Raw genomic sequence first — 25,589 nt, forward strand, 5'->3', positions numbered from 1 at the left:
AAATGATTTTAAATGACTTTTAAAAACAACTTTCCAGTCATAGCATCACTGTACTTTTACTAGGCGAAAATCTTTGAATCTATTAGAATAATCCAGTTAATTCCTCGTCGAGCTCAGTCCTTTGAACAACGATTCTTCTCAACTTCAGCGTGGACTAAAAAACCGCCATATCCAACTCATCGCGATGGGTGGAGCGATTGGTACGGGCTTATTTTTAGGTTCTGCGCAAATTATCCAGTCTGCTGGACCATCTATTATTTTGGGGTATGCAATTGGCGGCTTGATTGTTTTTCTGATCATGCGTCATTTAGGTGAAATGATTGTTGAAGAACCTGTAGCAGGTTCTTTTAGCCATTTTGCTTATAAATATTGGGGTAAATTTCCAGGCTTTATCACAGGTTGGAACTATTGGGTGCTCTATATCCTTGTGGCAATGACTGAGCTAACGGCAGTAGGTAAATATATTAATTACTGGTGGCCACAAATCCCCGCTTGGCAGTCTGTATTATTCTTCTTCGTGGTGATTACAGCAGTGAATTTGACCAATGTTAAATTCTATGGTGAATCAGAGTTCTGGCTAGCAATCATCAAAGTGACTGCTGTCGTTGCTATGATCTTATTTGGTTTATTCCTACTCTTCACTGCGGATGCCAATTCAACTGCCTCATTTAGCAATCTTTGGGCACATGGCGGCTTTTTCCCGCATGGCTTCGATGGCCTGTTCTATATGCTGGCTTTCCTGATGTTTGCCTTTGGGGGAATTGAACTGATTGGTATGGCCGCAGCAGAAGCCAAAGATCCAAAGACCACTATTCCTAAAGCGATTAACCAAGTGGTCATTCGTATTTTAGTGTTCTATGTGGGTTCGCTTGCGATTCTCTTGTCTCTTGTACCTTGGAACCAACTGGATTTAGGTGGCTTAGATAAAAGTCCATTCGTGATGATTTTCAGTCAAATGGGAATTGGTTGGGCAGCGCATTTACTTAACTTTATTATCCTGACAGCTGCATTATCCGTGTATAACAGCGGAATGTATGCCAACAGCCGTATGGTGTTTGGTTTAGCTCAACAAGGTAATGCGCCAAAAATCTTTACCAAAACCAATAAGCAAGGGGTTCCTGTTCCAGCAGTCCTTCTCTCTGCTTTCCTTATTTTTGGCTGTGTCTTGTTAAACTACTTTGTGCCTGAAGATGCGCTTGGACATTTAATGTATGTGGTTGTTGGCGCGCTGGTTTTAAACTGGGCAATGATCAGCTTAACCCATTTAAAATATAGACGTCATATCAAAACAGCGCAAATCAAGACTTCGTACCCAGCTTTGTGGTCTCCATTCAGTAACTACTTAGTTTTAGCTTTTATTGGTGTAGTGCTCTACATCATGTGGCAACAAGGCTTCAAAGAATCAGTACTGATGATTCCGATCTGGATTGTATTGATGTTTATTTTCTATAAATTTTTAAATCGTAAAACTGAAGATTAACAGTTGATCGGTTTCATTAAAAAGTGATTGCTTCTGCAATCACTTTTTTGTTTATAATCATAAAATTATGCGCTTATAGCTTAACTGGATAGAGCAGTTGCCTCCTAAGCGACCGACGTGGGTTCGAGTCCCGCTGAGCGCATAACCCATCAACCCTCTTACGCATTGCCCAATCGTCAATATGAGTCATCTAAATATCCCAGCTTTTTTCGATAGCTGTAATTTGGCTATAAACACTTTGATATTCAGCCTGCTTTAGCGTACACCATAGCGTGGCAAAGTCCTTACCTAAGGATTCGATTAAAACCGAGTTGGCTTGGAATAATTGCAATGCCTGCATTTGCTCAGTCGGCAATAATACATGCTCACTTTTCAGTTTTAGCTGATGTGCTTGCTTAGGAATATCTAATTGATGGGTAAAACCATGTAAAGTTCCAATCAACATCATTGTCACAGCCAAATAAGGATTACAATCTGCTCCCGCAACACGATATTCCAACCGTTGATTTTCTTGATCAGAACATGGAATTCGAATCGCAACATTACGATTATTCAACCCCCAATTGGCTTCAAGCGGCACATGATGACCAAGTTTAAAACGTCTAAAAGAGTTTAAGTTAGGCGCTAAGATCGCCATTGAATCAGGCATCAATAACAGCAGTCCACTCACCGCTTTTAATAAATTATCAGAGATTTTATCTTGCGCCGAACTAAAAAGATTCTGCTGCTTTTGATCTAAAAGACTCATATGGAAGTGCATACCACTGCCCGCTTTATGCATATCAGGCTTGGCAAGAAAGTTTGCACGTAAACCATGCTGATTGGCAATTTGTTTAATGCTTCTTTTCAACAACATAATCTGATCACATAAGGCTAAAAGATCAGTTGTATGCTGTAAATTAATCTCATATTGCCCTGAAGAAGATTCAGAAACAATTCCCGTAATTTGAATATTCTGCCTTTTTGCAACGGCTTCAATCTCATTCAGAATATGTTGATAAATGTCAGAGGTATTAATATCAAAACACTGGCTTGTGGACTCTTGCACAGCGGACAATTCAGTTAAAGGATGTAAATAGAATTCGACTTCGGCTGCGATGCAAGCAACGTAATTTTTATCGTGAAGTTGATAGAGCATCTTTTTTAAAATATTACGAGGTTCATATAGGCAATCTTGGGCATGACTGTCTTTCATTGTTAGAAGTAGCTGAGCTGTTGTTTCGGGCTCAAGCGCATGTGGTTTTAATGTTCCTAAAACAGGTTCACATAAATGATCAGGCTCTCCAATATATTTACCGAGTCCTGTCTCTTCAATCACTTTACCATCCAGACTCATGGCATAAATCGACAATGGGAAATAACAGCCTTTATTCAGATTTTTTAGACAACCGACATCAATACGTTTACCGCGTAAGTGTCCATTTAAATCACATAAATAAATGTCGACATGCTGGGTATTGGGATAATGTTTTAAATAAGTTTCGACTTCTTCTATAAATCGTTTTTTTAGCGTAACACCATCAATATCATTGTTGCAGATTGCCGTTTGAATATACTTTTTAAACGCAGATGGATGATTGATCTCAACAAGTACAGCACTCATAGCTGAAAGCTCAAGTTATATAGATAGATTCAGCTTAGTTGAGGCTCCAATAGAAGTAACGTAAACAGTACGTAAACTCTTTGGGAAATCGAATAAATTTCTTATAACTCAGGCAATAAAAAACGGAGTCAAACCCCGTTTCTGATTCGATTAAATCTCTAATCCGCAATGCGAATGATTTTCAACCTTCTGATTCTGATTGCCAATGCTTTTAAAACATAATTGATAGATATGACCAGCATAAAACCAATCACAAAAGAACCAATCACATCAAAGGGAAAATGGACGCCTACAAAAATTCTTGCTAAACCCACAATGGCACTGAGAATCAAGCCAATAATGCCAATCTTCTTAAAGCCCGCTAACAAATAAGAAAATGCAATAATCACGATTGTGAGCGTATGCTGACTTGGAAAAGATGAACTAGAACCATGACCAATCAACTTATGTCCTAAATCGAGCTGAAATGGACGCGGATGATGATAAAAGAATTCAATAATGTCACTTAGCAGCAGAGAAAACAGGACAATCACAAGTGCTTTGGCAAATATAAGATTGTATATTTTCCACTGCGTGACCAACAAAAATACCAAAAAACTAATAAAGACCGTATTCAAATCCTCAGCTAAAAAAACCGCAAGCTGATCAAGCAATGGGTTTTCTTTCGCAAAAGAATTTACACTATTAAATAACGAAATATTTAATGCTTTAAAAATCATTTCCTTTTCTATCCGCACTATCCATGAAGATCAATGCGCTCAATATACAGGATAATAATGAAGAAATTATTAATTTTTCCTGTAGTTTATTGTTCATATCTTGCTAAAGAATTAAGCGGAGCTATTACATGAAAAATAGATATAAATTCATGGAAAAAGCACCAATAAATAGAAGAAACCTCCGCTATTCATTGATGCTAATCAACTGAAAATTAGAACTTAAATTCTAAACCCGTGCCTGCAATCGGTTGCTTATCTTTAGCACTCGCCTGCTCAAAAGTTGAGTATCCAGCATAACCATAGGCTTTGACTTGTTTGTTAAATGAATAATCAGTTCCTAGCAATAATTGCTTAGCGTCAAAATCTGCTTCATTGCTTTTAAAGCTGGTGTTGTTTTGGCTGTATTGTGCTTTTACAGTCCACTTCGACTGATTTGGTAACTTGTATTCAGCGCCAATCAACCATCCTTGTGAATCATCAATATTGATGGCACCTGCATCATTCCCTTTTTTATCCGCAACCTTTGAAGTTTGATACAGCGTTTTTAAAGCGAGACCTTCAATTGGCGTTAGACGACCAATTACACGCACCGTATTTGCTGCTGCAAATACTTCTTCAACTTGGGTCTCTGTCTCTGCTGCATTCAGCAAACCATGTCCCAAGAAATCACTTGGAATGGCTTTATCATAGCCGACACCAACCAAAAACACGGGATGGCTATAACTGAGTGATGCAGACCATGCATCTCCTAGTCCACGACCAGCGGCATTCACACCACCACGCTTGTCATCTTCAATGCCTCTACTTTCGCCTGTTGCGAGTAAAACACTGGCTTCTACGTTACCACCATTCAACGCAATTTCAGGAGAATCATAGACCACCACATTATTGACACGGTTTTCACCCGTCATAATCCCAGTGATGTCAGCTTTATTACCAATATAGTTATTAAAGCTATCCACTGGGCTTGATAAATCTTTTAATGGTGTATTATGTTTTCCGACTTTAAGCGTACCAAAACGTTCGTCTTTTAATCCGACAAAACGGTTTCGTTGTGACCAATCATTTCGATCTCCATCCGCATAAAATGCCCATTCTGCTAAATAAATCGCACTCAAATTTTCGGTTAATTTTTCCTCACCTTTAATCCCAAGAAATGAACTATTACTACTTACCTTCCAGACATCACGATCGGATGAATTCGCATTTTTTTCTGGTAAATAATCAATACTTGCATCAATTTCTCCATAAAATTTTGGTGCTGCAAATGCAGAACAGGTCGCAATACTCATCATCGTTGCGAGAGCAATTTTCATCTTCATTGTTATCTTCCTAACCATCTAAAAAAAAGTAAAAAAACGCTATTTCGCTCTATTTCAAGCAAAATTTAAAATTAAGGGGGAACGAATAAATATGAATGCTTTTATATATTTATGCATATAAAAGCATCATCATAATTAGATTTACATATTATAAAATGGGAATACGCCAAATATTAATGCACTGCCCATCAATACGCAGCAGGTAATAAATGCCCATTTCAAAGTGAATTTTTGATGGTCACCCATTTCTACTGCAGCCAAACCACAGAGTAAGTAGGTTGAAGGAACCAATGGCGATAATAAATGGATCGGCTGACCAATAATCGATGCACGTGCGATTTCTACAGGGGCAATACCATAATGCGATGCAGCTTCTGCAAGAATCGGTAACACACCAAAATAGAAGGCATCATTAGACATAAAGAAGGTTAAAGGCATACTTAATACACCCGTAATCGGTGCCAAATAAGGTCCTAAACTTGGCGGAATCACCGCGACGAAGCCTTTAGACATGGCTTCAACCATACCTGTACCCGATAAAATTCCAGTAAAGACACCTGCAGCAAAGATTACACCTACCACTGCTAATACGCTATCGGCATGCATCGCAATACGTTTTTTCTGCATGTTCACGCATGGATAGTTCACCACCAATGCAATACAGAAACCCAGCATAAACAGGATCGACATTGGTAAAATCCCTTTCACCAAAGACGCCATTAACACCAGTGTTAAAATTCCGTTAAACCAGCGTAAATGCGGACGTTGTGCTTCTGGATCTTTTGAAATTGAAATATCATCAGCATGGCTGATATCCACCAACTCAATCACACCTAAGCGTTTGCGCTCATACATGCCATACAGATAAGCCAAGAAGAATAACCAAGCAGCAGCCACAATCATCGATGGAATCATTGGAATAAACACTTCACTGGCATCGACTTGTAATGCACTCGCTGCACGCGCAGTCGGTCCACCCCATGGTGTCAAGTTCATCACACCGCTACAAAGCAGCATCAAACAGGTCATAATCAGGGGATTCATGCCAACACGTTTATACAGCGGCATCATAGCAGCCACACAGATCATGTACGTGGTTGAACCATCACCATCTAAAGAAACCAGTAGCGTCAAAAAAACCGTACCTAATGTGATTTTTAGCGGATCACCTTTTACTTTCTTTAAAATCCATCTGACCGAAGGATCAAATAAGCCCGAATCAATCATTAATGCAAAATACAAGATTGCAAAAAGCAACATCACACCAGTTGGCGCCAGTTTTTTAATCCCCTCTAACATGGTATTGCCAAGTTCAGCGAGCTGGATATGACTCAAACTGTCAAAATAAAAACCGAGACCCCAAGCAATGAGGGCGAATATGAATGGGATTAAAATTAATGCAACTAATGCACTGAGACGTTTTGACATGATCAAATACATAAAGCACATGATCATGCTGATACCTAAAAAAGTCAGCATTGAACGCAATCCTTAGCATAATAAATTTTTTATTAATGGGTAGACCCTACCCTAATCCAGCACAGATTCTATGCGATTTAACTTTAGGTAATTCATTTAATTTAATTATATAGTCAACACAGCCATTCACATGAAAAATACTTTAAAAGTATGCAAATATACTTTTTAATATAAGACTTTAATTATTAATATATTTTTATCAAACAATTTAGATCAATCGATCAAAACATCCGAGTAATAAACAAACAAAATACAACCTATTCAAAATATTAATGCTATATTATGGTGCAATTTTTGATTAAAAAATAACGTTTTTAAACAAATGATAATTAAAACAAATATCACTCATTTACAAAACTACTATTCTGGTTAAAATAAAAGCAGGAGAATAACCCTTATTGTATTGCTCTCAAATTATAATAAGTATTATTATCATAGGATATTAAAATAATATTAAAAATTCATATTCCGAGAATAAAACGACTTATTTAAACTCAATTTCATTATTTTTATGTAGCCTATACTCATTTGGTGAAATCCCAACCCAATTTCGATAGGCTTTTCTAAAATTTGAGGTGTCAGAAAATCCTAAACGTTCTGCAATTTCATCGATGCTCAAGCTGGTTGTTAAATACTCATCGGCAAGTCGGCGTCTAGTACTATCTAAAATTTCCTGATAACTGATATCGACATCTGCCAAACGACGATACAAAGTTCGCTTAGATAAATGTAATTGATCCGCCATCTGTTGTGCAGTTGGAAAGCTTCCCACAGCATCTAATAAAATGAGTCGAATGGTACGAACTAACTCGGGCTCTTGCTCATTGTCATCTGTTGCTAACATGCGCTCACAAAAAGATTGGCACATATCCGCAGTAATCGGATTAGCATTGGGACAAGGCCTATCAAGCCAATCAAGATCAAAATGCCATTGCATCACCTCAGCATCAAACTCGACAGGACAACGAAATACCTTTTCATACTCTGCCGCATATTCTGGGGCTGGATAAGGCAGTAATAATTTTTTAGCTTGAAATGGCGCTTCCAAAACACATTCAATCAAGCTTTGCATCGAACTAAACCAAAACTCGCAGACCAAAGGCAATAGCTTGCCGAGCGCAATAATCTCATGGCCTTCAAAAATGGCGACTTGCTTTTGAATTGAAAAGGTTTTCTTAAGGACTGGTGCAGCGAGTTTGATATGACGAATACCAAACTCCACTGCTTGTTGAAAATTACGGGAAGCGTAAAGCGCATAGCCATAGACACCAAAGTCGGATAAGCGTTGCTTTTGACCCGCCCGCATACCAATCAGCGGATCTGTGGTTAAACGCTGAATGGTTTTAAACAGTTGTAATTTTTGATAGGGAGAAATATGGGAAGCTGCGCTATTCAGTGCATCCTGAGAAATGCCCGTACCAGCCAAAAGTTCTGTCAGACTATAACCTTGTTGTTGCATCGCTTCTAGCAGACTAGTTAAACCAAGAATCGGTGTTCCCTGAGCCATCTGTTGTTGATCATAACGTGCTTCGACCAATGTTGAGCCCAGCTCTTGTTTACGCATTTTTTTCACCTCATCCCTTAAGTGATGATGCATAATGGCACTAAATTACTTTTTGTTGTCTCAATTTAACATCGACTACAAAACGCATCAATCATAAAGTCTATTCTACTAATAAGCATGAAAGGAGCAACAATGACACTTTCAACTTCACAGGCCTTCAGTGATCCTGCAACCGAGCATATGCATTCGGTTTTCAAGCAACAACGTGCTGCTTTTACTGCTCAGCCCTACCCTGCTCTCGATGATCGACGTCGCAAATTATTGCAAATAAAAAAACAAATTATCCGTTATCAAGATGTGATTGCGTCTGCAATTAATACCGACTTTAGTTCACGCTCTGTAGATGAATCAAAACTGCTGGATTTACTTGGTTCTGTACTTGAAGCGGAACATGCCATTCGCCATGTCCGCCGTTGGATGCGACCAAGCAAACGTAGCACTGAATTGCTATTTTTATCGAATCGCTTACGAGTGCAGTATCAGCCCAAAGGTGTTGTTGGGGTCATTGTTCCTTGGAACTTTCCAGTTTATCTGGCCTTAGGTCCTTTAATTGCCGCAATTGCAGCAGGTAATCGGGTGATGATCAAACTACCCGAAGTGACTCCTGCGACTAATGCTGTGGTACGACGGATGTTGGCTGAGATTTTCAGTGAAGATGAAGTTGCTGTTTTTGGTGAGGAAATCCTTGACCCAGCCCAATTCACTTCGCTTCCATTCAACCATATTGTATTTACCGGCTCGCCTGCGATTGGTCGTGTAGTAATGCGCGCGGCCGCAGATAATCTGACCCCAGTCACCTTAGAACTTGGCGGTAAATCCCCTGCTTTGGTGAGTCGTAACTATCCTTTGGCTGATGCAGCAAAACGTGTTTTACACGGCAAAGCCACCAACTGTGGTCAGATCTGCGTTGCACCCGACTATGCACTGGTGCCAAAAGAAAAAGTGGATCAATTCGTTACAGAATGCCAAACGAATTTCACCAGTATGTATGGCAACAACATTCGCAACAATGACAATTACACCTCGATTGTGAATGATCGTCATTTAAAACGTTTACTCGATATTTTGGATGATGCCCAAGCCAAAGGCGCTCAAATCATTGCCTGTGGTGAATATGATCGAGACCAAGATGCACGTCGTATGCCCGTGCATCTTGTGCTGAATTGCACCCCAGAGATGCGAATTTTAAAAGAAGAGCTATTTGGCCCAGTTTTACCTGTGGTTGCTTACGATAGCGTAGACGATGCAATTCAGTATATTCAGGCAGGTGAGCGACCATTGGCTTTATATTTCTTCACTCACGATGCCAATGAACGAGATTACGTCTTAAAGCAAACCCACTCTGGTGGCGTGACCTTGAATGATTGGGGCTGGCATGTAGTCAACCACGATGCACCTTTCGGGGGAATCGGAAACTCTGGCATGGGTTCTTATCATGGCGAAGAAGGTTTCCGTGAACTTTCTCATGCTAAAACAGTGTTTGCACGTCATCGTTTCTTCCCAACCCAGTTGTTCTATCCGCCATACGGTACTTGGGTACAAAAGTTGGCCATACGTTTCTTCTTGAAACAAGGTGACCCAAATATCAAATAATCTTTAAGAATAAAAAAGCCTCATCAAGAGGCTTTTTTATTCTGCAGATGAAAAAATGAATTACTTTAGAACACCATCTTGTTGGTATTTCGGTGAACGAGGTCCATAGAGTAAACCTAAACCTGGGTTATGCTGTGTTGGGGTAAAGAGTTGCGTATTCACCACCGATGCCAACGGATAAGCCCGATCATTTAAGCTTCCCGCAATTTGTTCAACCAATGCCCCGACCAACGCAGTGAGTAAGTCATTGTTGCCACTATTGCTGGATTGAACAGCCTTTTTCTCACCCGTCCAAAGCGTCTCATTGCTGTTTAAATCAACCAATTTTGCTTCTACACTGACGGTTGCAACACTTTGGATCACTTGATACTGAGAACCATATTCTTTAATTCGAATATAGAGTGCGGCATCAGCCCCAAAGATTTCCTGTAATTTCTGCGGCGCAATGCTTTGTGCATCATGGCCATTGGTCACGCCGTTCTCTTTAAACATCGAGTCGACCACAGAAATCGGAAAGACGTAATAACCTGCTTCAGCAACGGGTGTAATCACGGTTGGCCAATAACTATAAGTTGCCTTCACATCTGGGGAATCATTGACTGGCGGTAACACCAGAATAGATTTCGGCATATGCTGTTTATAGGCCGTCATATCCTTATTCACCGTTGGAGATGATGCACAGCCTGTAACCAGTATGCCTGTAAGTAGAAGGTTTGAAACTAAAAATGCCTTGATCATGGCTTTGTAATTCCTCCATTGGCATTCATCTTCTGCAACAAACGATTCATCAATACCGTAGATTCAGGATAAACCTGTCGTTCCAATTGAAAATATTCCACGGCTTTTTGTGTATGATTCACTTGTAAAGATAACCAGCCCAGATGTGCATATAAGCCTGGTGGAACACCTTGATTCTTCGCCTTGGCTTTTTCGATTTCCGCTTCTAACTTGATAATTTGTGCGCTCGGTGTGGCTTTTTCTGGTTGGTTATACATCAGATAGGTCTGCTGTGTATAAGAGCCCCAACTATATAAAGGTTGAGGTCCAGCAGCACAACCGACCAATCCGATGCTGATCAGACTGGTGCAAACAATGTTTTTCATTTTAGGACGATCCAGTCTTATTGCGCAGTCCAACGATTATTCTGAATATCAGTCACTAAATTGTTGACCGCTTCACGTACCGCTAGATCAAGCACCTTACCATTCAAGGTTGAGTCATAAGAGGCTGTAGAACCAAAACCAAGCACTTCACGCGCGCCCAATGCGTACTCACCCGCACCTTGTACTGAATGTACAATCTCTGAGGTTTTTACATCGACAATATTCAAGTTCACTTTGGCATAAGCAATTTGCTGTTTACCGCGCCCTAAAATCCCAAATAATTGTTGATCACCCACTTCTTTGCGACCAAATTCAGACACATCGCCAGTAATCACATAGCGTGCACCTTTAATGCTTTGAGTGCTGTTGCTAAATCCCACTTCTTGTTTAAGTTCAGACAAATTATCGCGATTTAGAACTGAGAAATAACCCGTTTGCTGTAAATGCGTTTCTAAAATCGTTTTCGCCTGTCCACCAAGACGATCCACATTGTCAGAGAAGATGCCTCTCATATAACTAGAACGATTATCAAACTTACCAATCGAAACAGGTACTTTCACCCCGTTATATTTAATCTGTTGAACAGCTGCCGTCACTTGCGGGCTTTGAATTGATTTGGATGTTTCTGTGGTTGAGCAGGCCATTAAGCCGAAAGTACTAAATACTGTAACCGCTAATAATTTTTTCATTTTGACTCAAATAAGCAAGATATAAAAAAGTTTCACTAGTATATACTAAAAAAACTGAAAACAGTTTATCGCCATCAATACACTAAACCATTATTAATTATAATAAAATTTATTCCATAGTCTCATAAATATTGCATATTATAAGTACATGATTATGGTTCAATCGGCTGGAATAACCGAGAATCTCCCTTAGTCCTTGGCTCAATCAGATGAAATGATCATTAGAGTTTTAATATGAATAAAATGTGCTTTCATATTGACCACTATTTTTCTCGATGCTACTTTCATTTTGCTAGACCTCAAGTTCTCACCATAGCCAAGCTGTGCTACATCTCTAGATAGATTATTCGCCCTAAATTTGCCTATTCAATATCATTTTATTTCAGCTAGTAACGATAAACAGTAAGACATCAAGCTCATGTTCACCTCTTAATTGAACAAATCAACCCACAAAAAAGGATAAAAAATGTTTGGAAAAATGATACATCAGGATTTATTGATTAGTAACTTAATTGAGCATGCAGCAAAATACCATGCAGATACTGCCATTTTTTCACGTGAAGTTGACGGTCAGCTCAGCACAACAGATTGGAAACACATCCAGCAGAATAGTAAACGCTTAGCGAATGCTTTCAAGGCGTTTAATTTAACAGAGGGTGATCGTATTGCCACAATCGCATGGAATAATCGCCGTCACTTAGAATCATGGTATGCCATTTCCGGATGTGGTTATGTTTGTCACACCATTAACCCACGATTATTTCTAGAGCAGTTGACCTTTATTATTAATGATGCCCAAGATAAAGTTATTTTCTTCGACATTACATTTTTGCCATTAATCAGTGCAATTAAGGATCAAGTTCCTTCGGTTGAAAAATTGATCTGTTTAAGCGCCTATGATGAAAGCGTTGCCACCGCACTTCCAAACGTTCTTTTTTATGATGCGTTAATTCAAGATCAATCGGTAGAATTTGATTGGCCACAATTCAAAGAAGAAACCCCCAGCTCCTTATGTTATACCTCCGGCACAACGGGGAATCCCAAAGGTGTGTTATATAGCCATCGTTCGACCTTACTGCACACGATGGCCATTGCACTCCCCGACTCGTTAAATATTTCTGCTCGAGATATTGTCATGCCTGTAGTGCCTATGTTCCATGTCAATGCATGGGGCATTCCCTATGCAGCAGCAATGGTCGGGAGTTCTCTCATTCTGCCTGGACCACATTTAGATGGTGATAGCCTGGTTCGTTTAATTGATGATTATAAAGTGACAGTGGCATTGGGCGTTCCGACCATTTGGCAGGGATTATTGCTTGCTGCTAAAAAAATAGGCAGCAGCTTAGAAAGTATGCAGCGCAATGTGGTTGGTGGTGCAACCTGCCCACCCTCTATCATCCGTGAATTTAGAGACACCTATCATTGTGACACGATTCATGCATGGGGAATGTCAGAAATAAGTCCACTGGGCACAGCCAATCAACCCAAAGCAAAACATGCCTCGTTAAATCCGACAGAACTTGAGAAATTGCGCCAAAGCCAAGGTCGTCCGCCTTTTGGTATAGAGCTACGTATTGTTGATGAAAATAGCATAACACCACTCGCAAATGATGGGCATACCCAAGGAAACCTACAAGTTCGTGGTCCATGGGTCGTTGATCACTATTTTAATCAAGAAAAAAGTTCTCTAACTTCAGATGGTTGGTTTGATACTGGTGATATCGCAAGCATTGATTCTGATGGTTACATGACCATCCGTGATCGCGCCAAAGATTTAATCAAATCAGGCGGTGAATGGATTTCATCTGTTGAAATAGAGAATATTACCGTCGGCCACCCTGAAATTCGTATGGCTGCAGCAATTGCTGCACGCCACCCCAAATGGGATGAACGTCCAATTTTAATTGCGGTAAAACAAGAGCACTCCACTTTAACTGAAGAAGACTTGCTTACATACTTCGCCGATAAAATCGCATCTTGGCAGGTTCCAGATGCCGTGATTTTTGTTGATGCTCTGCCTATCAATGGAACAGGGAAAATTGTGAAGGCAGAACTGCGCGAAAAATATGGTGATTTTTTACTAAAATCATAATCGCTGAATACCACGATAGAATAAATTCACTATTCACCAAAGCGTAACCCTACACCCGCAATGGTGAAAATATACTTAGGTGTCACTGCGGAATCCCCTATTTTAGTTCTGAGTTTTTTTACTAAGATTCTAAGATAGTGGGTATCCTCTTCATGACTAATCCCCCATAACTCAGTCATGATTTGTTTTTGCGTCACGATTTTGCCTTGATGACGAATCAACAGGGCCAACAACTGAAATTCTTTTTTGGTTAAGGTAATTTCGCCGCCAGCTAACTTGGCTGCATGTTCAGCAACATCAATCCAAAGCTGTCCATCATTAAATATTAGATTGTGTTCTGCCTGTTGTGGCTTATTGCGGAACATCACCCGAATACGGGCACAGAGCTCCTGAATGCTAAACGGCTTGGTAACATAGTCATTGGCACCCGCATCTAGCAGTTTAATTTTTTGATTTTCATCTGGACGTGCCGACAAGACGATCACAGGAATGTCTGACCATTGGCGCAATTCTGTTAAAACCTCTAGCCCTTCCATATCGGGTAAACCCAGATCTAGAATCAACAGATCAGCGCCACGTGTTGCTAAACTCTCCAATCCTTTCATACCATTTTCAGCCACATGTACCTGATAGCCCTGTGCACGTAAAGCAATGTCCAAAAACTTCCGGATTTGTGGCTCATCATCAATAATCAGAATTGATGCTGGTGAGTTAAATGAGTGCGGCATAACAGTGGTTTTAATCCTGATGAAGTGGTAATCGTATTCTAATTAAGGTGCCCTGACCATATGTCCCTGCGAGTGCTTCGATACTGCCCATATGCGCCCCAATAATCGCTTTAACAATAGCAAGACCTAAACCTGTTCCCGTTTTGCCCCGATCACCACGTTGCATGGTATAGAACATATCAAAAATTTGCTCTCGCTCATCTTCTGGGATTCCGATGCCTTGATCTATAATATCAATTTGTAGGAACTGATCTTCTTGATAAATCCTGACCTCAATCGGCACATCATCAGGTGAAAATTTGGCTGCATTTTCCAACACATTAAAGATGGCCTGCTCAATCAAGGCCGGATGCACAAATAATTGTGGCAAGTCATCTGTCATTGTAACGTCAATATTAATCTTGGGCTGATAGCGCTTCAGTCGCTGTGTCGCCGATCCGATCAGTTCTTCTACACCAATCCAGTCACGACTTAGACTTAAACCCTGATGACCTAATCGGGTCATATCCAGCAGATTTTGAATATAACGATCCAAACGCTCACCTTCAACATGAATGGTGTCCAATAAACTTTCACGATCCTCTGCTGGCATCTGCTCACCATAGTATTTCAGACTATCTGCTGATCCGATCATTGCAGCCAAGGGGGAACGTAGATCATGAGAGACAGATGACAATAATGCCGAACGTAATTTTTCAGTTTCTGCTACCACGCGGGAGTTTTCTAACTGTAAAGACAACTGTACCCGTGACGTGGTTTGTGCAATATCATCAATCATCAGTTCCGCCAACCGTTGCTGCTCAAAACTGATTGTTTCTGTTTTTTGATTAAATCGAAGTGCGATCACCCCATAGCCTCCCACCAGATTTAGTGGATTAAACCACCATTCGGATTGGGTTAGCGTATTGGTAAAACGCCCACAAGGCTTGGCATTTTTCTGGGTCCAATTGGCCGCGATTTGATCTTTTTCATTCAACACACTGCTATCGCCTAACTCCTGTGTGCCAATTCTCAACCACACTGTTGCATTTAAACAACTCTCTAAATGTTGTTTGGCAATATTTAAAACCTGTTCAATATCGACACAGCTAGATAACTTCCGCTCCAACTCCTGTATTTGTAAAGACACTGAGTTGGCAGCACGTAAACTAAGAACTTGAGCGCGTAATTGATTGGCTAAACGCCCCACCAACAAGGCCGAAGCAATAAAGATAACAATGGTGATCACGCCACGTTCAGCACTAATGCGCAAGGTAAATCGAGGTTCAATAAAAAAGTAGTTATAAAGCAAGAAACAAATCACCACACTCAAAATGGTGATCAGCATCCGCGCCCGCATCGCAACCACCAACACGGTGACCACAAAAATCAAAGCCAATTCACTATACCCAATAAAATGATCACTCACTGTTGCCGCAATTAAGCCCAATAAGACAATCAAACTACTTTCAATGATCTCACGTGGGTTAAAAACCAGTGCTTGTGCCGACCACGATACGCGTGCGCTATCTGTCTGCGGTTTCGGTTCATTAGATTTCGTTTTTAATGGTTGAACGAAGGTGATCTCAAAAGGGTGCTGTTTTTCTAAAAGTTGATCCGCAATATGGTCTGATAACAGACGCTGCCAAAACGATTTTTGAGGACTTTTACCGAGTAAAATATTGGATGCACCATAATCATAGGCCGCCTGTAAAATGGTCGATGCAATATGATTGCTATGTAACAAATAGGTATCTGCACCGAGTTTCCGCGCCAAGTTAAATGCCTTGGTTACGGCTAAGGTTTGTGTTGTTGTTTTCTGGCTCTTTTGAATTGAAATTACACTCCACATCGCATTGCGTCTCTCTGCGATACGATGTGCCCGCCTAACCAAATCCTCAGAAAACTCAGAACCATCAATTGCTAACATCACATGATTTTGAATCGGGATAATCTGCCCTTGTGCAACAAATTTTTCCCGATAATCAATTTCAACTTGCCCTGCAACGGTTTGAATCGCTAAATCCCGTAAAGCGGTTAAATGTGCAGGTTTAAAAAATCCTTGTAATGCTTGAGGAGCAACATCAGCAAAATAAATCTTGCCATGGTTCATGCGTTCTAATAACTCAGGTACGGGCAAATCAACCAAACGAATGTCTTTCAGACGTTTTAATAATGCGTCAGGAACCGTTTCACTAACCCGAATGCCCGTGATCTGATAGACCACATCATTCAGGCTTTCCAGGTGTTGAATGTTTAAAGTGCTATAAACATCAATGCCTGCATCCAACAGTTCATTGACATCTTGCCAACGATATTCATGCCGACTGTTTGGCACATTACGATGTGCCAATTCATCCACCAACACGATTTCAGGCTTTAATTTAAGAATTTGGTCAAGATCCATCTCTTCCAGCATACGGCCTTGATATTCCACAGCCTTTCTTGGAATTACATTGAGGCCTTGAATCAAACGCTCGGTATCAGATCGACCGTGGGTTTCAACCACCCCGACCATCACATGCTGCCCTTGTTGCATCAGTTCATGCGCTCGGGTCAGCATGGCATAGGTTTTACCTACGCCAGGTGCTGCGCCCAAGAAAATGGTTAAACGTCCAGATTGTTCGCGTTGACTATGTGCCAACCACGCATCTGCTTTGTTATTACGATCAATCTGCATAAGTGCGCTCTATTAACGAGGTGTAGATGACAATTGATCTAAGGCTAGATTCAACTGCAGTACATTGACTCGTGCTTGTCCATATAAACCAAGCTGTGCAGGCTGAATCTGTTGTTGTACTAAATCTCGCAATTGTTGCTCTGCTAAATGACGTTGTTGTGCCACTCGCTTCACCTGTAACAATGCACTCTCAGGTGAAATATCAGGGTCAATCCCACTACCTGATGCTGTCACCATATCGTTCGGTACCTGCTGTTCTGAAATATGATTGTTCTGGGCAAATTGCACCGTTCTTTCCTTAATTTGTTTTTGTAAGTCAGGATTAGAGACTGCCAAGTTACTACCTGCCATTCCATCAACATTGTAACTTACCGCACTAGGGCGACCATGGAAATATTGTTCACCAACAAAATTTTGCCCCACCAAACGAGAACCCACAATTCTGCCATCCAGTTCGATTAAGCTGCCATTGGCTTGCACTGGAAAGAGTAGCTGTGCAATAGAAACACTAGCCGTAGCATACAGCACTCCTGCAATTAGGAAACCCACGGCTATCAGACCAAGACTAGGACGTAGAACTGAATGTCCTTGACCCGATAATGCCAAGTCCTGTTGATTCAATTGCTCATGATTCAATAAAGTATTCATTTCTCACTCCTAAATCCACAATGACACAATAAGGTCGATCAACTTGATCGCGATAAACGGAAAGATCACCCCACCTACCCCATAAATCAACATATTACGGCGTAACAATTGCAATGCACTGGCAGGTTTAAACTGCACCCCTCTTAAAGCCAATGGGATCAACATTGGAATAATCAGTGCATTAAAAATCAAGGCTGAAATTACTGCACTGCTTGGACTACTGAGTTGCAAAATATTCAGCACCCCAAGTTGTGGAATGGCCACCGCAAACAATGCAGGTAAGATCACAAAGTACTTGGAGACATCATTTGCTAAAGAAAAGGTGGTTAAGGCGCCACGGGTAATCAATTGCTGCTTCCCAATTTCAACTACATCCAACAACTTGGTTGGGTCAGAGTCCAGATCTACCATATTGCCAGCTTCTTTCGCGGCTTGGGTGCCTGAGTTCATGGCTAAGCCAATGTCTGCCTGTGCCAAGGCAGGTGCATCATTGGTACCATCACCGACCATTGCCACCAGTTTACCCGCAGCTTGTTCTTTACGGATACAAGCCAATTTATCTTCAGGTTTGGCTTCTGCAATATAATCATCCACCCCCGCTTCTGCTGCAATCGCTGCTGCAGTCAACGGATTGTCACCTGTAACCATAATGGTTTTAATACCCATCTCACGTAACAGCGCAAAACGTTCTTTAATACCCTGCTTGATCACATCTGATAGCTCAATCACCCCTAAAATACTGTGATTTGAAGCGACTACGAGTGGTGTTGCACCTTTAGAAGCCACTTGCTCGACACGAGTTTTGAGTTCAATGTTGTCTTTGATCTCTTGATTGGTAAATTTAAGGATGGCATCGACAGCACCTTTACGAATCTTTTGTCCAGTCGCTAAGTCCACACCAGACAAACGTGTTGATGCACTAAACTGGATAAATTCTGCATCTTGAGGCTCACGAATGCTCTCGCCCATTTCTTTACCCAAACTCACCACAGATTTACCTTCAGGGGTTGGGTCAGCGAAAGACGTCAACATTGCGGCTTGACGTAATTCAGTTGGACTCACACCAGCCAATGGATAAAAAGCTGTCGCTTGGCGGTCGCCATAGGTAATCGTGCCGGTTTTGTCCAATAGCAGCACATCAATATCACCTGCAACTTCAACTGCTTTCCCTGATTTGGCTAAGACATTGGCTTTTAAAGCACGGTTCATCCCAGCAATCCCAATCGCAGGGAGCAAGCCCCCAATTGTGGTTGGAATCAAACATACCAATAGAGCAATCAACAAGACGATGCTGATTTTAATCCCGACCATTGAACCAATAAAGGGTAAGCTTGCCACCACCACAATAAAAGTAATGGTCATAATATTGAGCAAAATACTTAACGCGACCTCATTCGGTGTTTTTTGGCGATTGGCACCTTCAACTAAGGCAATCATACGGTCTAGGAAACTATGACCAGCTTCATTACTCACGCGAATAATAATTTCATCTGACAAAACCTTAGTGCCGCCAATCACGCCTGAACGATCCGTATTGGCTTCACGCAATACAGGCGCAGACTCTCCGGTAACAGCTGATTCATTGATGGTCGCAAAGCCTTGAATAATCTCGCCATCCGCAGGAACAATTTCACCGGCTTTGACGATGACCAGATCATCTTTTTTAAGCAGATTGGCAGAAATCGTATTCGGTACAGCATTTAAATCGAGGATACGATTTGCGGTTAAATTTTCACGGGCCTGACGTAGAGATGCAGCTTGCCCACGCCCTTTGGCCTCAGCAACCGCTTCTGCATAATTAGCAAATAGTACTGTCACCAATAAGATCAGACTCAACAGCAGACCAAAACCGAAACTGGTACTCCCCATCAAGGTTGCGACAATCGTTAAGATTGTACCCACCCAGACACAGGCCATCACTGGATTTTTAAAAGCATACTGTGGCAACAGTTTATGAAAAGTTTGCTGAATAATTTCTTTATTCAAAATATCCATTTGTTGTGTCGCATTTGAATGTTTCATTGTTGTCGCTCCACGCTTAAACTTTCACAGATAGCACAGATAAATAATCAGCAATTGGCCCAATCACCAACACAGGCATGAATTGCAATAAAGTGAGAATCAACACGATCCCAATTAAGGTCAGTGCAAAGGTCGGTGACTCAATATGTAAAGAACCTTTGCTTTCGGTTGCTTGAGGTTTGGTTGCTAAACTGACCGCAATCAACACGGGGATGATCAAGACGCTATAACGGCCTGCCAACAGAGCAATACTGGCACTCAGATTCCACCAGAGCGTGTTATCGCCTAAACCTTCAAAACCAGAACCATTGTTGGCATAAGCAGAGACATACTCATAAAACACTTGGCTAATACCATGGAAGGCTGGATTTGAATTCCCTGTAATCGATGGAAATGCAATGGCAATCGCAGTTAAACCCAGAATCACTACAGGTTGTAATACAATCACCAGCGCTAACAACTTAATTTCAGTGACTTCAATTTTTCGACCAAACAACTCAGGGGTACGTCCCGTCATCAAGCCTGCAATAAATACAGCCAAGAACAGGTAAATAAAGAACTGTAATAGACCACAGCCAATCCCACCCCAAATGGCATTAATCAGCATATTGCACAACTCAACCAATCCCGTCAGTGGTGAAGCAGAGTCATGCATCATATTGACCGAACCGTTATTCACTTGCGTGGTCAAACTTGCCCACAGTGCCGATGCCTCTGTACCAAAGCGGACTTCCTTACCTTCCATCAATGCCGTGTTTGCAATCAACGAAGATTTTTCAGTCCACAACGTTAATGAGGTTGAAGCCAACGACATCAGCAGCATGGTGCCAAAAATCATCCACATCAATTTCTTACGTTGGATAAAGCGGCCAACCATAAACACCACAGACAATGGAATCAGTAAGATCGCGATCATCTCGATCACATTGGATAACGGCGTTGGATTCTCCAATGGCACACTGCTATTCGGACCATACCAACCACCACCGTTACTTCCCAGTTGTTTAATCGCAACCATGGGGGCAACTGGACCCAGTGGAATATGTTGAGTTTGTACTTCTGCTGTAGGCGCTAAAACCTGTGCAGTTGGACCAGCGGATAATGTTGCAGGAACGCCTTGAAAAGTAAGCAGCAAAGAAAAAATTAAGCCGAGCGGAATAAAGAATCTAAATAATGGTCGAATGATATCCATCCAGTAATTACCTAAATTAATCGTATTTCCATCTTTTTTATTCGAGCCCTCTTCGTTGCCAGATTGCAAAAACAAAGCTCTCAACATTGCCACCAGTAAAGCCAGTCCAATAATTGGCGACAAATATTGCAAGCCGACAATCACCGTCATTTGCGATAGATAAGACAGTTGAGCCTGTCCTGAATAGTGTTGTTGGTTGGTATTGGTCAGAAATGAAATGGTGGTATGTAAGGCCAGATCCCAATTCATATTCGGGATATGATCAGGGTTGAGTGGTAACCATGCTTGAGTCATTAAAATAGTGACGCTTGCAGCGAGCAGTAAAATATTACTGAGTACAAATGCTGTTAAATATTGCCGCCAACTCATTCCACTACGCTTAACCCCTAGCACCGCATAAATTGGTTGCTCAATCCATTTAAACAACGCGTCACTTTTCATTGGCTTTGCTTGCATCACATCGGCAAGATAAGCCCCTAGCGGATACGCAAGCAGTAATGAAAAGACAAATACAGAGATAAATTCCCACATAGCATATGCCATTTAAAAATAGTTCAGCTTTAGTATGGAAATTGGGAACGTAAATTCTCTATATTGAAAAAAGCAGGAAACGTAAATTCTGCGTAAAATTATTCAACTTTGTTCTAATACGCTGAAATTTTTAGCTAAAAAGAAAATATGGAGAAATAAATCTCATTTTTTACAAAAAATCTTTGACCAAATAAAAAACTTTTTTGGGAAAAATGCAAAAAAGAACGATTATTATTTTAAAATAATAATTTATATTTATCATTATTTTACAAATAAAAACACATATGTATATAAATTTTTTAAGATTTATTTTTATCCATTTTCATCTAAACCAGCGTACTGTTTAGTTCATTTAGAACATTTACTCTTATTTTAATTATGGTATTTTTGTTACATGAAGTTATAGCCAATCACGATAGATAACTTTTTTGTTGTCAGATCATAGCTTCTTAACACTTAAGAATCTTGAAGTTCAAGGAAAGATTACAATGAAATTAAAACATCTTAGCACTGCCATGATCTTAGCAACGCTACCTGCAACTGGAGTTTTTGCAGCTGCGTTAGACCGTTCAGGTCAATCCATTTCTGCTTTTTTACAACCGGGCAACTATTTTGAAGCGGGTATTTCCGTTCTAGATCCGACAGTTAAAGGTAAAGAAGCAGGCACTTCAAAAACAACTCGTAATATTAGCGATATGGGTGATGACTACTATTTCCCGAGTGCTGCATTAAAACTTCAATTGACTGATAAATTCTCTTTTGGTCTTCTTTATGATCAGCCATTTGGTGCAGATGCTCAATACAAAGGCAATAACGTATTCGTAGCAAGCCCTTCAGATCCAATTCTTGGTAGCTTACCAATTACAACTGGCGCATTAGGTGGAACTCAAGGCGGAACATCGGTTGAAGTTGATAGCCAAAATATCTCGATGATCTTCGGCTTCCAACCAACTGAAAACTTTAACTTCTACGGTGGTGGTGTTTACCAAACGATTAAAGGAAGTGTGAATTTACGTGGTTCAGCGTACAGCGTCTATAATGGTTACGATGCATCGATTCCAGAAGATGGTGCTGCTGGATGGTTAGCAGGTGCTGCTTTCCAAATCCCTGAAATTGCACTTAAAGCGTCTATCACCTACCGTTCTGAAATTGATCATAAAATCAATGCGAATGAAACCATTGCACTTGCAGATGCTATTGGTGCAAATTCTGCAATGTTAGGTGGTGCAATTACACAGCTAGTTCAAGCTGGTCAATTAACTGCAGCTCAAGCTGGTGCGATTCAGCAAACAATTGGTAAAGCAGTTGCTGCCAACCAATTGGAAGGTCAAACAAAAATCACCACACCTCAATCTGTTAACTTAGATTTCCAAACAGGCATCATGGCAAATACAGTTGCATTTGCAAACGTACGTTGGGTGAACTGGAAGGATTTCTCTATTCGTCCATATAAATTTGGCAAAGTTTCAGAAGCTGTCGGTGGGCTAGTTGGTCGTCCAAATGGCTTTAACTTAGTTGAATACTCTGATGACCAATGGTCTGTAAATGCGGGTGTTGGTCGTAAACTCAACGATCAATGGGCGGGTAACGTTTCGGTAGGTTGGGATTCTGGTGCAGGCAACCCTGTAACTACACTTGGTCCAACAGAAGGTTATTGGAACGTAGGTGTAGGTGTTCAATATAGCCCTACTCCTGCAACCTTTATTGCGGGTGGCGTGAAGTACTTCTGGTTAGGTGATGCCAAAGCGCAAACCGGTGCTCAAGCTGGCGGTAATGACTATGTTGCTGAGTTCGAAGATAACAAAGCAATCGCATACGGTTTAAAAATTGGTTATAAATTCTAATTAGAATTTATAAAAGAAAGGTCATCTTCGGATGGCCTTTTTTATTGTGCTTTAATAAATAAAATCAAAACTATAGATCAAAATTCAACATTCATTTCAAATCATAGAAACACCAAGATAAAACTTGAATGCTCAACCATTTTTCGTGACCTCATCAGTTCATTTATTGACATTTGTAAAATATTTAAGCGCATAAAAATTATGTTACTTTCCGCGCCATTCTGTTACAAAGTGATTTGAGAGAACATATTAATGAAGCTGAATGCTATTCAAACGGCTCTTCTACTTAGCTTAGTTCCAACAACGACAACATTTGCCGCAGCACTGGATCGCTCAGGCCAGTCTATTGCCGCTTTTTTACAGCCAAATAATTATTTTGAAGCGGGTATTACGGTTCTTGATCCCAATGTATCAGGTCAGGACACATCACAAAACAATACTGGCAATATGGCGAATCATTACTACTCGCCAAATGCTGCCTTAAAAATTCAAGCAACCGACAAATTCTCGATTGGTTTGATCTATGACCAACCTTATGGTGCTGATGCTGAATATACGGGAAAAAGTAACTTTATCGAAAGTCGACCTCTACCATTTAAAGGTGGTACTTCCGTTACCGTAGATACTGAAAACTTAAACCTGTTATTCGGTTACCAACCAAATCAAAACTGGAACCTCTACGCGGGGGCAGTTTATCAAACCTTAGACAGTACTGTGCTATTACGTGGTCAAAGCTATAGTGCTTACAGCGGTTATGACTTTAAAACAGGTAAAGATGAAGCTGTCGGCTGGTTAGCGGGTGTTGCTTATCAAATTCCTGAAATTGCGCTCAAAGCATCTTTGACTTACCGCGCCAAAATCAAACATGAAATGAATGCCCATGAAACGCATGGCATTGCGGGTATGACTGGCAATGCGGGTTTTGATGCGATTTTAAATAAAATTAACCATTCAGAGGGTACAACTGAAATCACCACCCCTCAGTCAGTTAATCTTGATTTCCAAACAGGGATTATGGCAGACACCGTTGCATTTGCGAATTTACGCTGGGTGAACTGGAAAGACTTTGCCATTCGTCCATATAAATTTGGTGCTGCTTCAACTTTACCGCCAATCGTTGCTTCAACAGGTAAAAAAGACGGTTTTGATCTGGTTGCCTATACTGAAGATCAATACTCGATTACTGCGGGTGTCGGTCGTAAACTGAATGAGCAATGGGCTGGTAATTTATCGGTAGGTTGGGACTCTGGTGCAGGTAACCCTGTGACGACATTAGGTCCAACAGAAGGCTATTGGAATGTCGGTATCGGTGTTCAATATAGTCCTACGCCTGCAACCTTTATTGCGGGTGGGGTGAAATACTTCTGGCTCGGCGATGCCAAAGCACAATCAGGTTCGCAATTCAATACACCTGCTTATGTGGCTGAATTTGAAAATAATGATGCCATCGCTTATGGCTTAAAGATTGGGTATAAATTCTAACTATCGACCCAAAATAAAAGGCGCTATTTGGCGCCTTTTATTTTTCAATTTTCCCCAACATACTTAAAAGAAAGCTGAGGAGAATTCATTATTCAGGAATATCACGTTGCGATACCGAACGAATCGCCTGTTTTAATGCATCATAACCATGCAATGGTGGAAATTGCGGAAATTCGGCAATCACATTGGCTGGTGCATCAAATAAGAAACCATGATCCGCTTCACCGAGCATCGTAGTATCGTTATATGAATCACCTGCTGCAATGACACGGAAATTCAAGCCATGTAATGCTTTTACTGCCTGACGCTTTTGATCAGGTTGACGTAATTTATATGCGGTGATCATGCCATTTTCATCAGTTTCAAGCTTATGGCAGAAAATAGTCGGCCATCCCAATTGCTTCATTAATGGATGTGCAAACTCATAAAAAGTATCGGACAAAATAATCAATTGGAAATGGGTACGCACCCATTCAACAAATTCTTTCGCGCCTTCAAATGGTCCCATATCTGCAATCACAGCTTGAATATCATTCAATCCCAAGCCGTGCTGTTTTAAGATATTCAGACGTTGTGTCATCAGTACATCGTAATCTGGAATGTCACGTGTAGTTGCTTCGAGTTCTTTAATCCCTGTTTTTTTTGCAAAGTTAATCCAGATTTCTGGAACTAACACCCCTTCAAGATCTAGGCATACGATTTCCATGAATGCTTCCAATGTTGGTTAAAAATTGCTGTATCATAGCACTAAGATTATTCAATTTTTGCGCTGTTGTTGAATAAAATCATTTTATTCTGCAAGATTAAAATCAATGACAAGCACGCTGCTTTGCTTCGAA

19 protein-coding genes and 1 tRNA gene are annotated in these 25,589 nt (G+C 40.7%); 6 read left to right on the forward strand and 14 right to left on the reverse strand.

Annotated features, from left to right (window positions below; translation table 11 throughout):
* Window positions 1-121 precede the first annotated feature (121 nt).
* Both NG55_RS15695 and NG55_RS15700 read left to right on the forward strand, forming a co-directional pair.
* Entirely contained in the window at window positions 122-1,480 is a 1,359-nt protein-coding gene (locus NG55_RS15695; RefSeq protein WP_016660181.1) for an amino acid permease, read from the forward strand.
* A 69-nt stretch (window positions 1,481-1,549) separates the two neighbouring features.
* Window positions 1,550-1,622, forward strand: a tRNA-Arg gene (locus NG55_RS15700).
* Between the two features lie 48 nt (window positions 1,623-1,670).
* On the opposite strand, the gene NG55_RS15705 is transcribed toward NG55_RS15700, so the two are convergent.
* The 5 genes from NG55_RS15705 to NG55_RS15725 form a co-directional block, all read right to left on the reverse strand.
* The gene (locus NG55_RS15705; RefSeq protein ID WP_065343756.1) at window positions 1,671-3,083 is read right to left on the reverse strand and encodes a glutamine synthetase family protein; all 1,413 of its coding nucleotides are present in this window, start codon (window positions 3,081-3,083) and stop codon (window positions 1,671-1,673) included.
* Between the two features lie 158 nt (window positions 3,084-3,241).
* Window positions 3,242-3,802: an undecaprenyl-diphosphatase gene (locus NG55_RS15710; protein WP_016541402.1), complete on the reverse strand. Its 561-nt coding sequence runs from the start codon at window positions 3,800-3,802 to the stop codon at window positions 3,242-3,244.
* Between the two features lie 212 nt (window positions 3,803-4,014).
* Window positions 4,015-5,124, reverse strand: coding sequence for a porin (locus NG55_RS15715; protein WP_023271536.1), 1,110 nt, complete (start codon window positions 5,122-5,124; stop codon window positions 4,015-4,017).
* A 141-nt stretch (window positions 5,125-5,265) separates the two neighbouring features.
* On the reverse strand, window positions 5,266-6,603 hold the full coding sequence (locus tag NG55_RS15720; RefSeq protein WP_016541404.1) for a CitMHS family transporter: 1,338 nt from the start codon (window positions 6,601-6,603) through the stop codon (window positions 5,266-5,268).
* 484 nt (window positions 6,604-7,087) lie between these two features.
* Complete coding sequence (locus NG55_RS15725) at window positions 7,088-8,167, reverse strand: AraC family transcriptional regulator (RefSeq protein WP_065343757.1); 1,080 nt, start codon at window positions 8,165-8,167, stop codon at window positions 7,088-7,090.
* Window positions 8,168-8,299: 132 nt separating this feature from the next.
* Between NG55_RS15725 and NG55_RS15730 the strand changes: the two genes are divergently transcribed.
* Entirely contained in the window at window positions 8,300-9,760 is a 1,461-nt protein-coding gene (locus NG55_RS15730; RefSeq protein WP_065343758.1) for a coniferyl aldehyde dehydrogenase, read from the forward strand.
* Window positions 9,761-9,820: 60 nt separating this feature from the next.
* Here the strand turns inward: NG55_RS15730 and NG55_RS15735 are convergent, their stop codons facing one another.
* From NG55_RS15735 to NG55_RS15745, 3 genes are read right to left on the reverse strand one after another with little or no spacing between them, the layout of a single operon-like run.
* Window positions 9,821-10,498 (reverse strand): DUF799 domain-containing protein, encoded by a 678-nt coding sequence (locus tag NG55_RS15735; RefSeq protein WP_016541407.1) that lies wholly within the window; start codon window positions 10,496-10,498, stop codon window positions 9,821-9,823.
* The gene (locus NG55_RS15740) at window positions 10,495-10,863 is read right to left on the reverse strand and encodes a DUF4810 domain-containing protein (RefSeq protein ID WP_065343759.1); all 369 of its coding nucleotides are present in this window, start codon (window positions 10,861-10,863) and stop codon (window positions 10,495-10,497) included. Before NG55_RS15740 ends, NG55_RS15735 begins: the two co-directional genes overlap by 4 nt.
* Window positions 10,864-10,880: 17 nt before the next feature.
* Window positions 10,881-11,552 (reverse strand): CsgG/HfaB family protein, encoded by a 672-nt coding sequence (locus tag NG55_RS15745; protein WP_016541409.1) that lies wholly within the window; start codon window positions 11,550-11,552, stop codon window positions 10,881-10,883.
* A gap of 466 nt (window positions 11,553-12,018) precedes the next feature.
* Between NG55_RS15745 and NG55_RS15750 the strand changes: the two genes are divergently transcribed.
* Window positions 12,019-13,644: a long-chain fatty acid--CoA ligase gene (locus NG55_RS15750; protein ID WP_065343760.1), complete on the forward strand. Its 1,626-nt coding sequence runs from the start codon at window positions 12,019-12,021 to the stop codon at window positions 13,642-13,644.
* 29 nt (window positions 13,645-13,673) lie between these two features.
* Here the strand turns inward: NG55_RS15750 and NG55_RS15755 are convergent, their stop codons facing one another.
* From NG55_RS15755 to kdpA, 5 genes are read right to left on the reverse strand one after another with little or no spacing between them, the layout of a single operon-like run.
* Window positions 13,674-14,372 carry a response regulator gene (locus NG55_RS15755; RefSeq protein WP_065343761.1) on the reverse strand — a complete coding sequence of 233 codons (699 nt, stop codon included), beginning with the start codon at window positions 14,370-14,372 and terminating at the stop codon, window positions 13,674-13,676.
* A gap of 10 nt (window positions 14,373-14,382) precedes the next feature.
* Window positions 14,383-17,031 (reverse strand): sensor histidine kinase, encoded by a 2,649-nt coding sequence (locus tag NG55_RS15760; protein WP_065343762.1) that lies wholly within the window; start codon window positions 17,029-17,031, stop codon window positions 14,383-14,385.
* A gap of 12 nt (window positions 17,032-17,043) precedes the next feature.
* Window positions 17,044-17,679 (reverse strand): potassium-transporting ATPase subunit KdpC, encoded by a 636-nt coding sequence (gene kdpC, locus NG55_RS15765; RefSeq protein ID WP_065343763.1) that lies wholly within the window; start codon window positions 17,677-17,679, stop codon window positions 17,044-17,046.
* 9 nt (window positions 17,680-17,688) lie between these two features.
* Window positions 17,689-19,701, reverse strand: a complete 2,013-nt coding sequence (gene kdpB, locus NG55_RS15770; protein WP_065343764.1) for a potassium-transporting ATPase subunit KdpB — start codon at window positions 19,699-19,701, stop codon at window positions 17,689-17,691.
* A gap of 16 nt (window positions 19,702-19,717) precedes the next feature.
* Complete coding sequence (gene kdpA / locus NG55_RS15775) at window positions 19,718-21,424, reverse strand: potassium-transporting ATPase subunit KdpA (RefSeq protein ID WP_065343765.1); 1,707 nt, start codon at window positions 21,422-21,424, stop codon at window positions 19,718-19,720.
* Between the two features lie 488 nt (window positions 21,425-21,912).
* On the opposite strand from kdpA, the gene NG55_RS15780 reads away from it, so the two are divergent.
* Both NG55_RS15780 and NG55_RS15785 read left to right on the forward strand, forming a co-directional pair.
* The gene (locus NG55_RS15780; RefSeq protein WP_016541416.1) at window positions 21,913-23,268 is read left to right on the forward strand and encodes an outer membrane protein transport protein; all 1,356 of its coding nucleotides are present in this window, start codon (window positions 21,913-21,915) and stop codon (window positions 23,266-23,268) included.
* A 252-nt stretch (window positions 23,269-23,520) separates the two neighbouring features.
* Complete coding sequence (locus NG55_RS15785; RefSeq protein WP_065343766.1) at window positions 23,521-24,750, forward strand: OmpP1/FadL family transporter; 1,230 nt, start codon at window positions 23,521-23,523, stop codon at window positions 24,748-24,750.
* Between the two features lie 88 nt (window positions 24,751-24,838).
* Here the strand turns inward: NG55_RS15785 and thrH are convergent, their stop codons facing one another.
* Window positions 24,839-25,456 carry a bifunctional phosphoserine phosphatase/homoserine phosphotransferase ThrH gene (thrH, locus tag NG55_RS15790; RefSeq protein WP_016541418.1) on the reverse strand — a complete coding sequence of 206 codons (618 nt, stop codon included), beginning with the start codon at window positions 25,454-25,456 and terminating at the stop codon, window positions 24,839-24,841.
* Window positions 25,457-25,589 lie beyond the last annotated feature (133 nt).

Source organism: Acinetobacter gyllenbergii (assembly GCF_001682515.1).
GTDB lineage: Bacteria > Pseudomonadota > Gammaproteobacteria > Pseudomonadales > Moraxellaceae > Acinetobacter > Acinetobacter gyllenbergii.

Coding starts and splice junctions, on each gene's coding strand:
- NG55_RS15705 (WP_065343756.1), bottom strand. CDS start 3,083: ATGAGTGCTGTACTTGTTGAGATCAATCATCCATCTGCGTTTAAAAAG.
- NG55_RS15710 (WP_016541402.1), bottom strand. CDS start 3,802: ATGATTTTTAAAGCATTAAATATTTCGTTATTTAATAGTGTAAATTCT.
- NG55_RS15715 (WP_023271536.1), bottom strand. CDS start 5,124: ATGAAGATGAAAATTGCTCTCGCAACGATGATGAGTATTGCGACCTGT.
- NG55_RS15720 (WP_016541404.1), bottom strand. CDS start 6,603: ATGCTGACTTTTTTAGGTATCAGCATGATCATGTGCTTTATGTATTTG.
- NG55_RS15725 (WP_065343757.1), bottom strand. CDS start 8,167: ATGCGTAAACAAGAGCTGGGCTCAACATTGGTCGAAGCACGTTATGAT.
- NG55_RS15730 (WP_065343758.1), top strand. CDS start 8,300: ATGACACTTTCAACTTCACAGGCCTTCAGTGATCCTGCAACCGAGCAT.
- NG55_RS15735 (WP_016541407.1), bottom strand. CDS start 10,498: ATGATCAAGGCATTTTTAGTTTCAAACCTTCTACTTACAGGCATACTG.
- NG55_RS15740 (WP_065343759.1), bottom strand. CDS start 10,863: ATGAAAAACATTGTTTGCACCAGTCTGATCAGCATCGGATTGGTCGGT.
- NG55_RS15745 (WP_016541409.1), bottom strand. CDS start 11,552: ATGAAAAAATTATTAGCGGTTACAGTATTTAGTACTTTCGGCTTAATG.
- NG55_RS15750 (WP_065343760.1), top strand. CDS start 12,019: ATGTTTGGAAAAATGATACATCAGGATTTATTGATTAGTAACTTAATT.
- NG55_RS15755 (WP_065343761.1), bottom strand. CDS start 14,372: ATGCCGCACTCATTTAACTCACCAGCATCAATTCTGATTATTGATGAT.
- NG55_RS15760 (WP_065343762.1), bottom strand. CDS start 17,031: ATGCAGATTGATCGTAATAACAAAGCAGATGCGTGGTTGGCACATAGT.
- kdpC (WP_065343763.1), bottom strand. CDS start 17,679: ATGAATACTTTATTGAATCATGAGCAATTGAATCAACAGGACTTGGCA.
- kdpB (WP_065343764.1), bottom strand. CDS start 19,701: ATGAAACATTCAAATGCGACACAACAAATGGATATTTTGAATAAAGAA.
- kdpA (WP_065343765.1), bottom strand. CDS start 21,424: ATGTGGGAATTTATCTCTGTATTTGTCTTTTCATTACTGCTTGCGTAT.
- NG55_RS15780 (WP_016541416.1), top strand. CDS start 21,913: ATGAAATTAAAACATCTTAGCACTGCCATGATCTTAGCAACGCTACCT.
- NG55_RS15785 (WP_065343766.1), top strand. CDS start 23,521: ATGAAGCTGAATGCTATTCAAACGGCTCTTCTACTTAGCTTAGTTCCA.
- thrH (WP_016541418.1), bottom strand. CDS start 25,456: ATGGAAATCGTATGCCTAGATCTTGAAGGGGTGTTAGTTCCAGAAATC.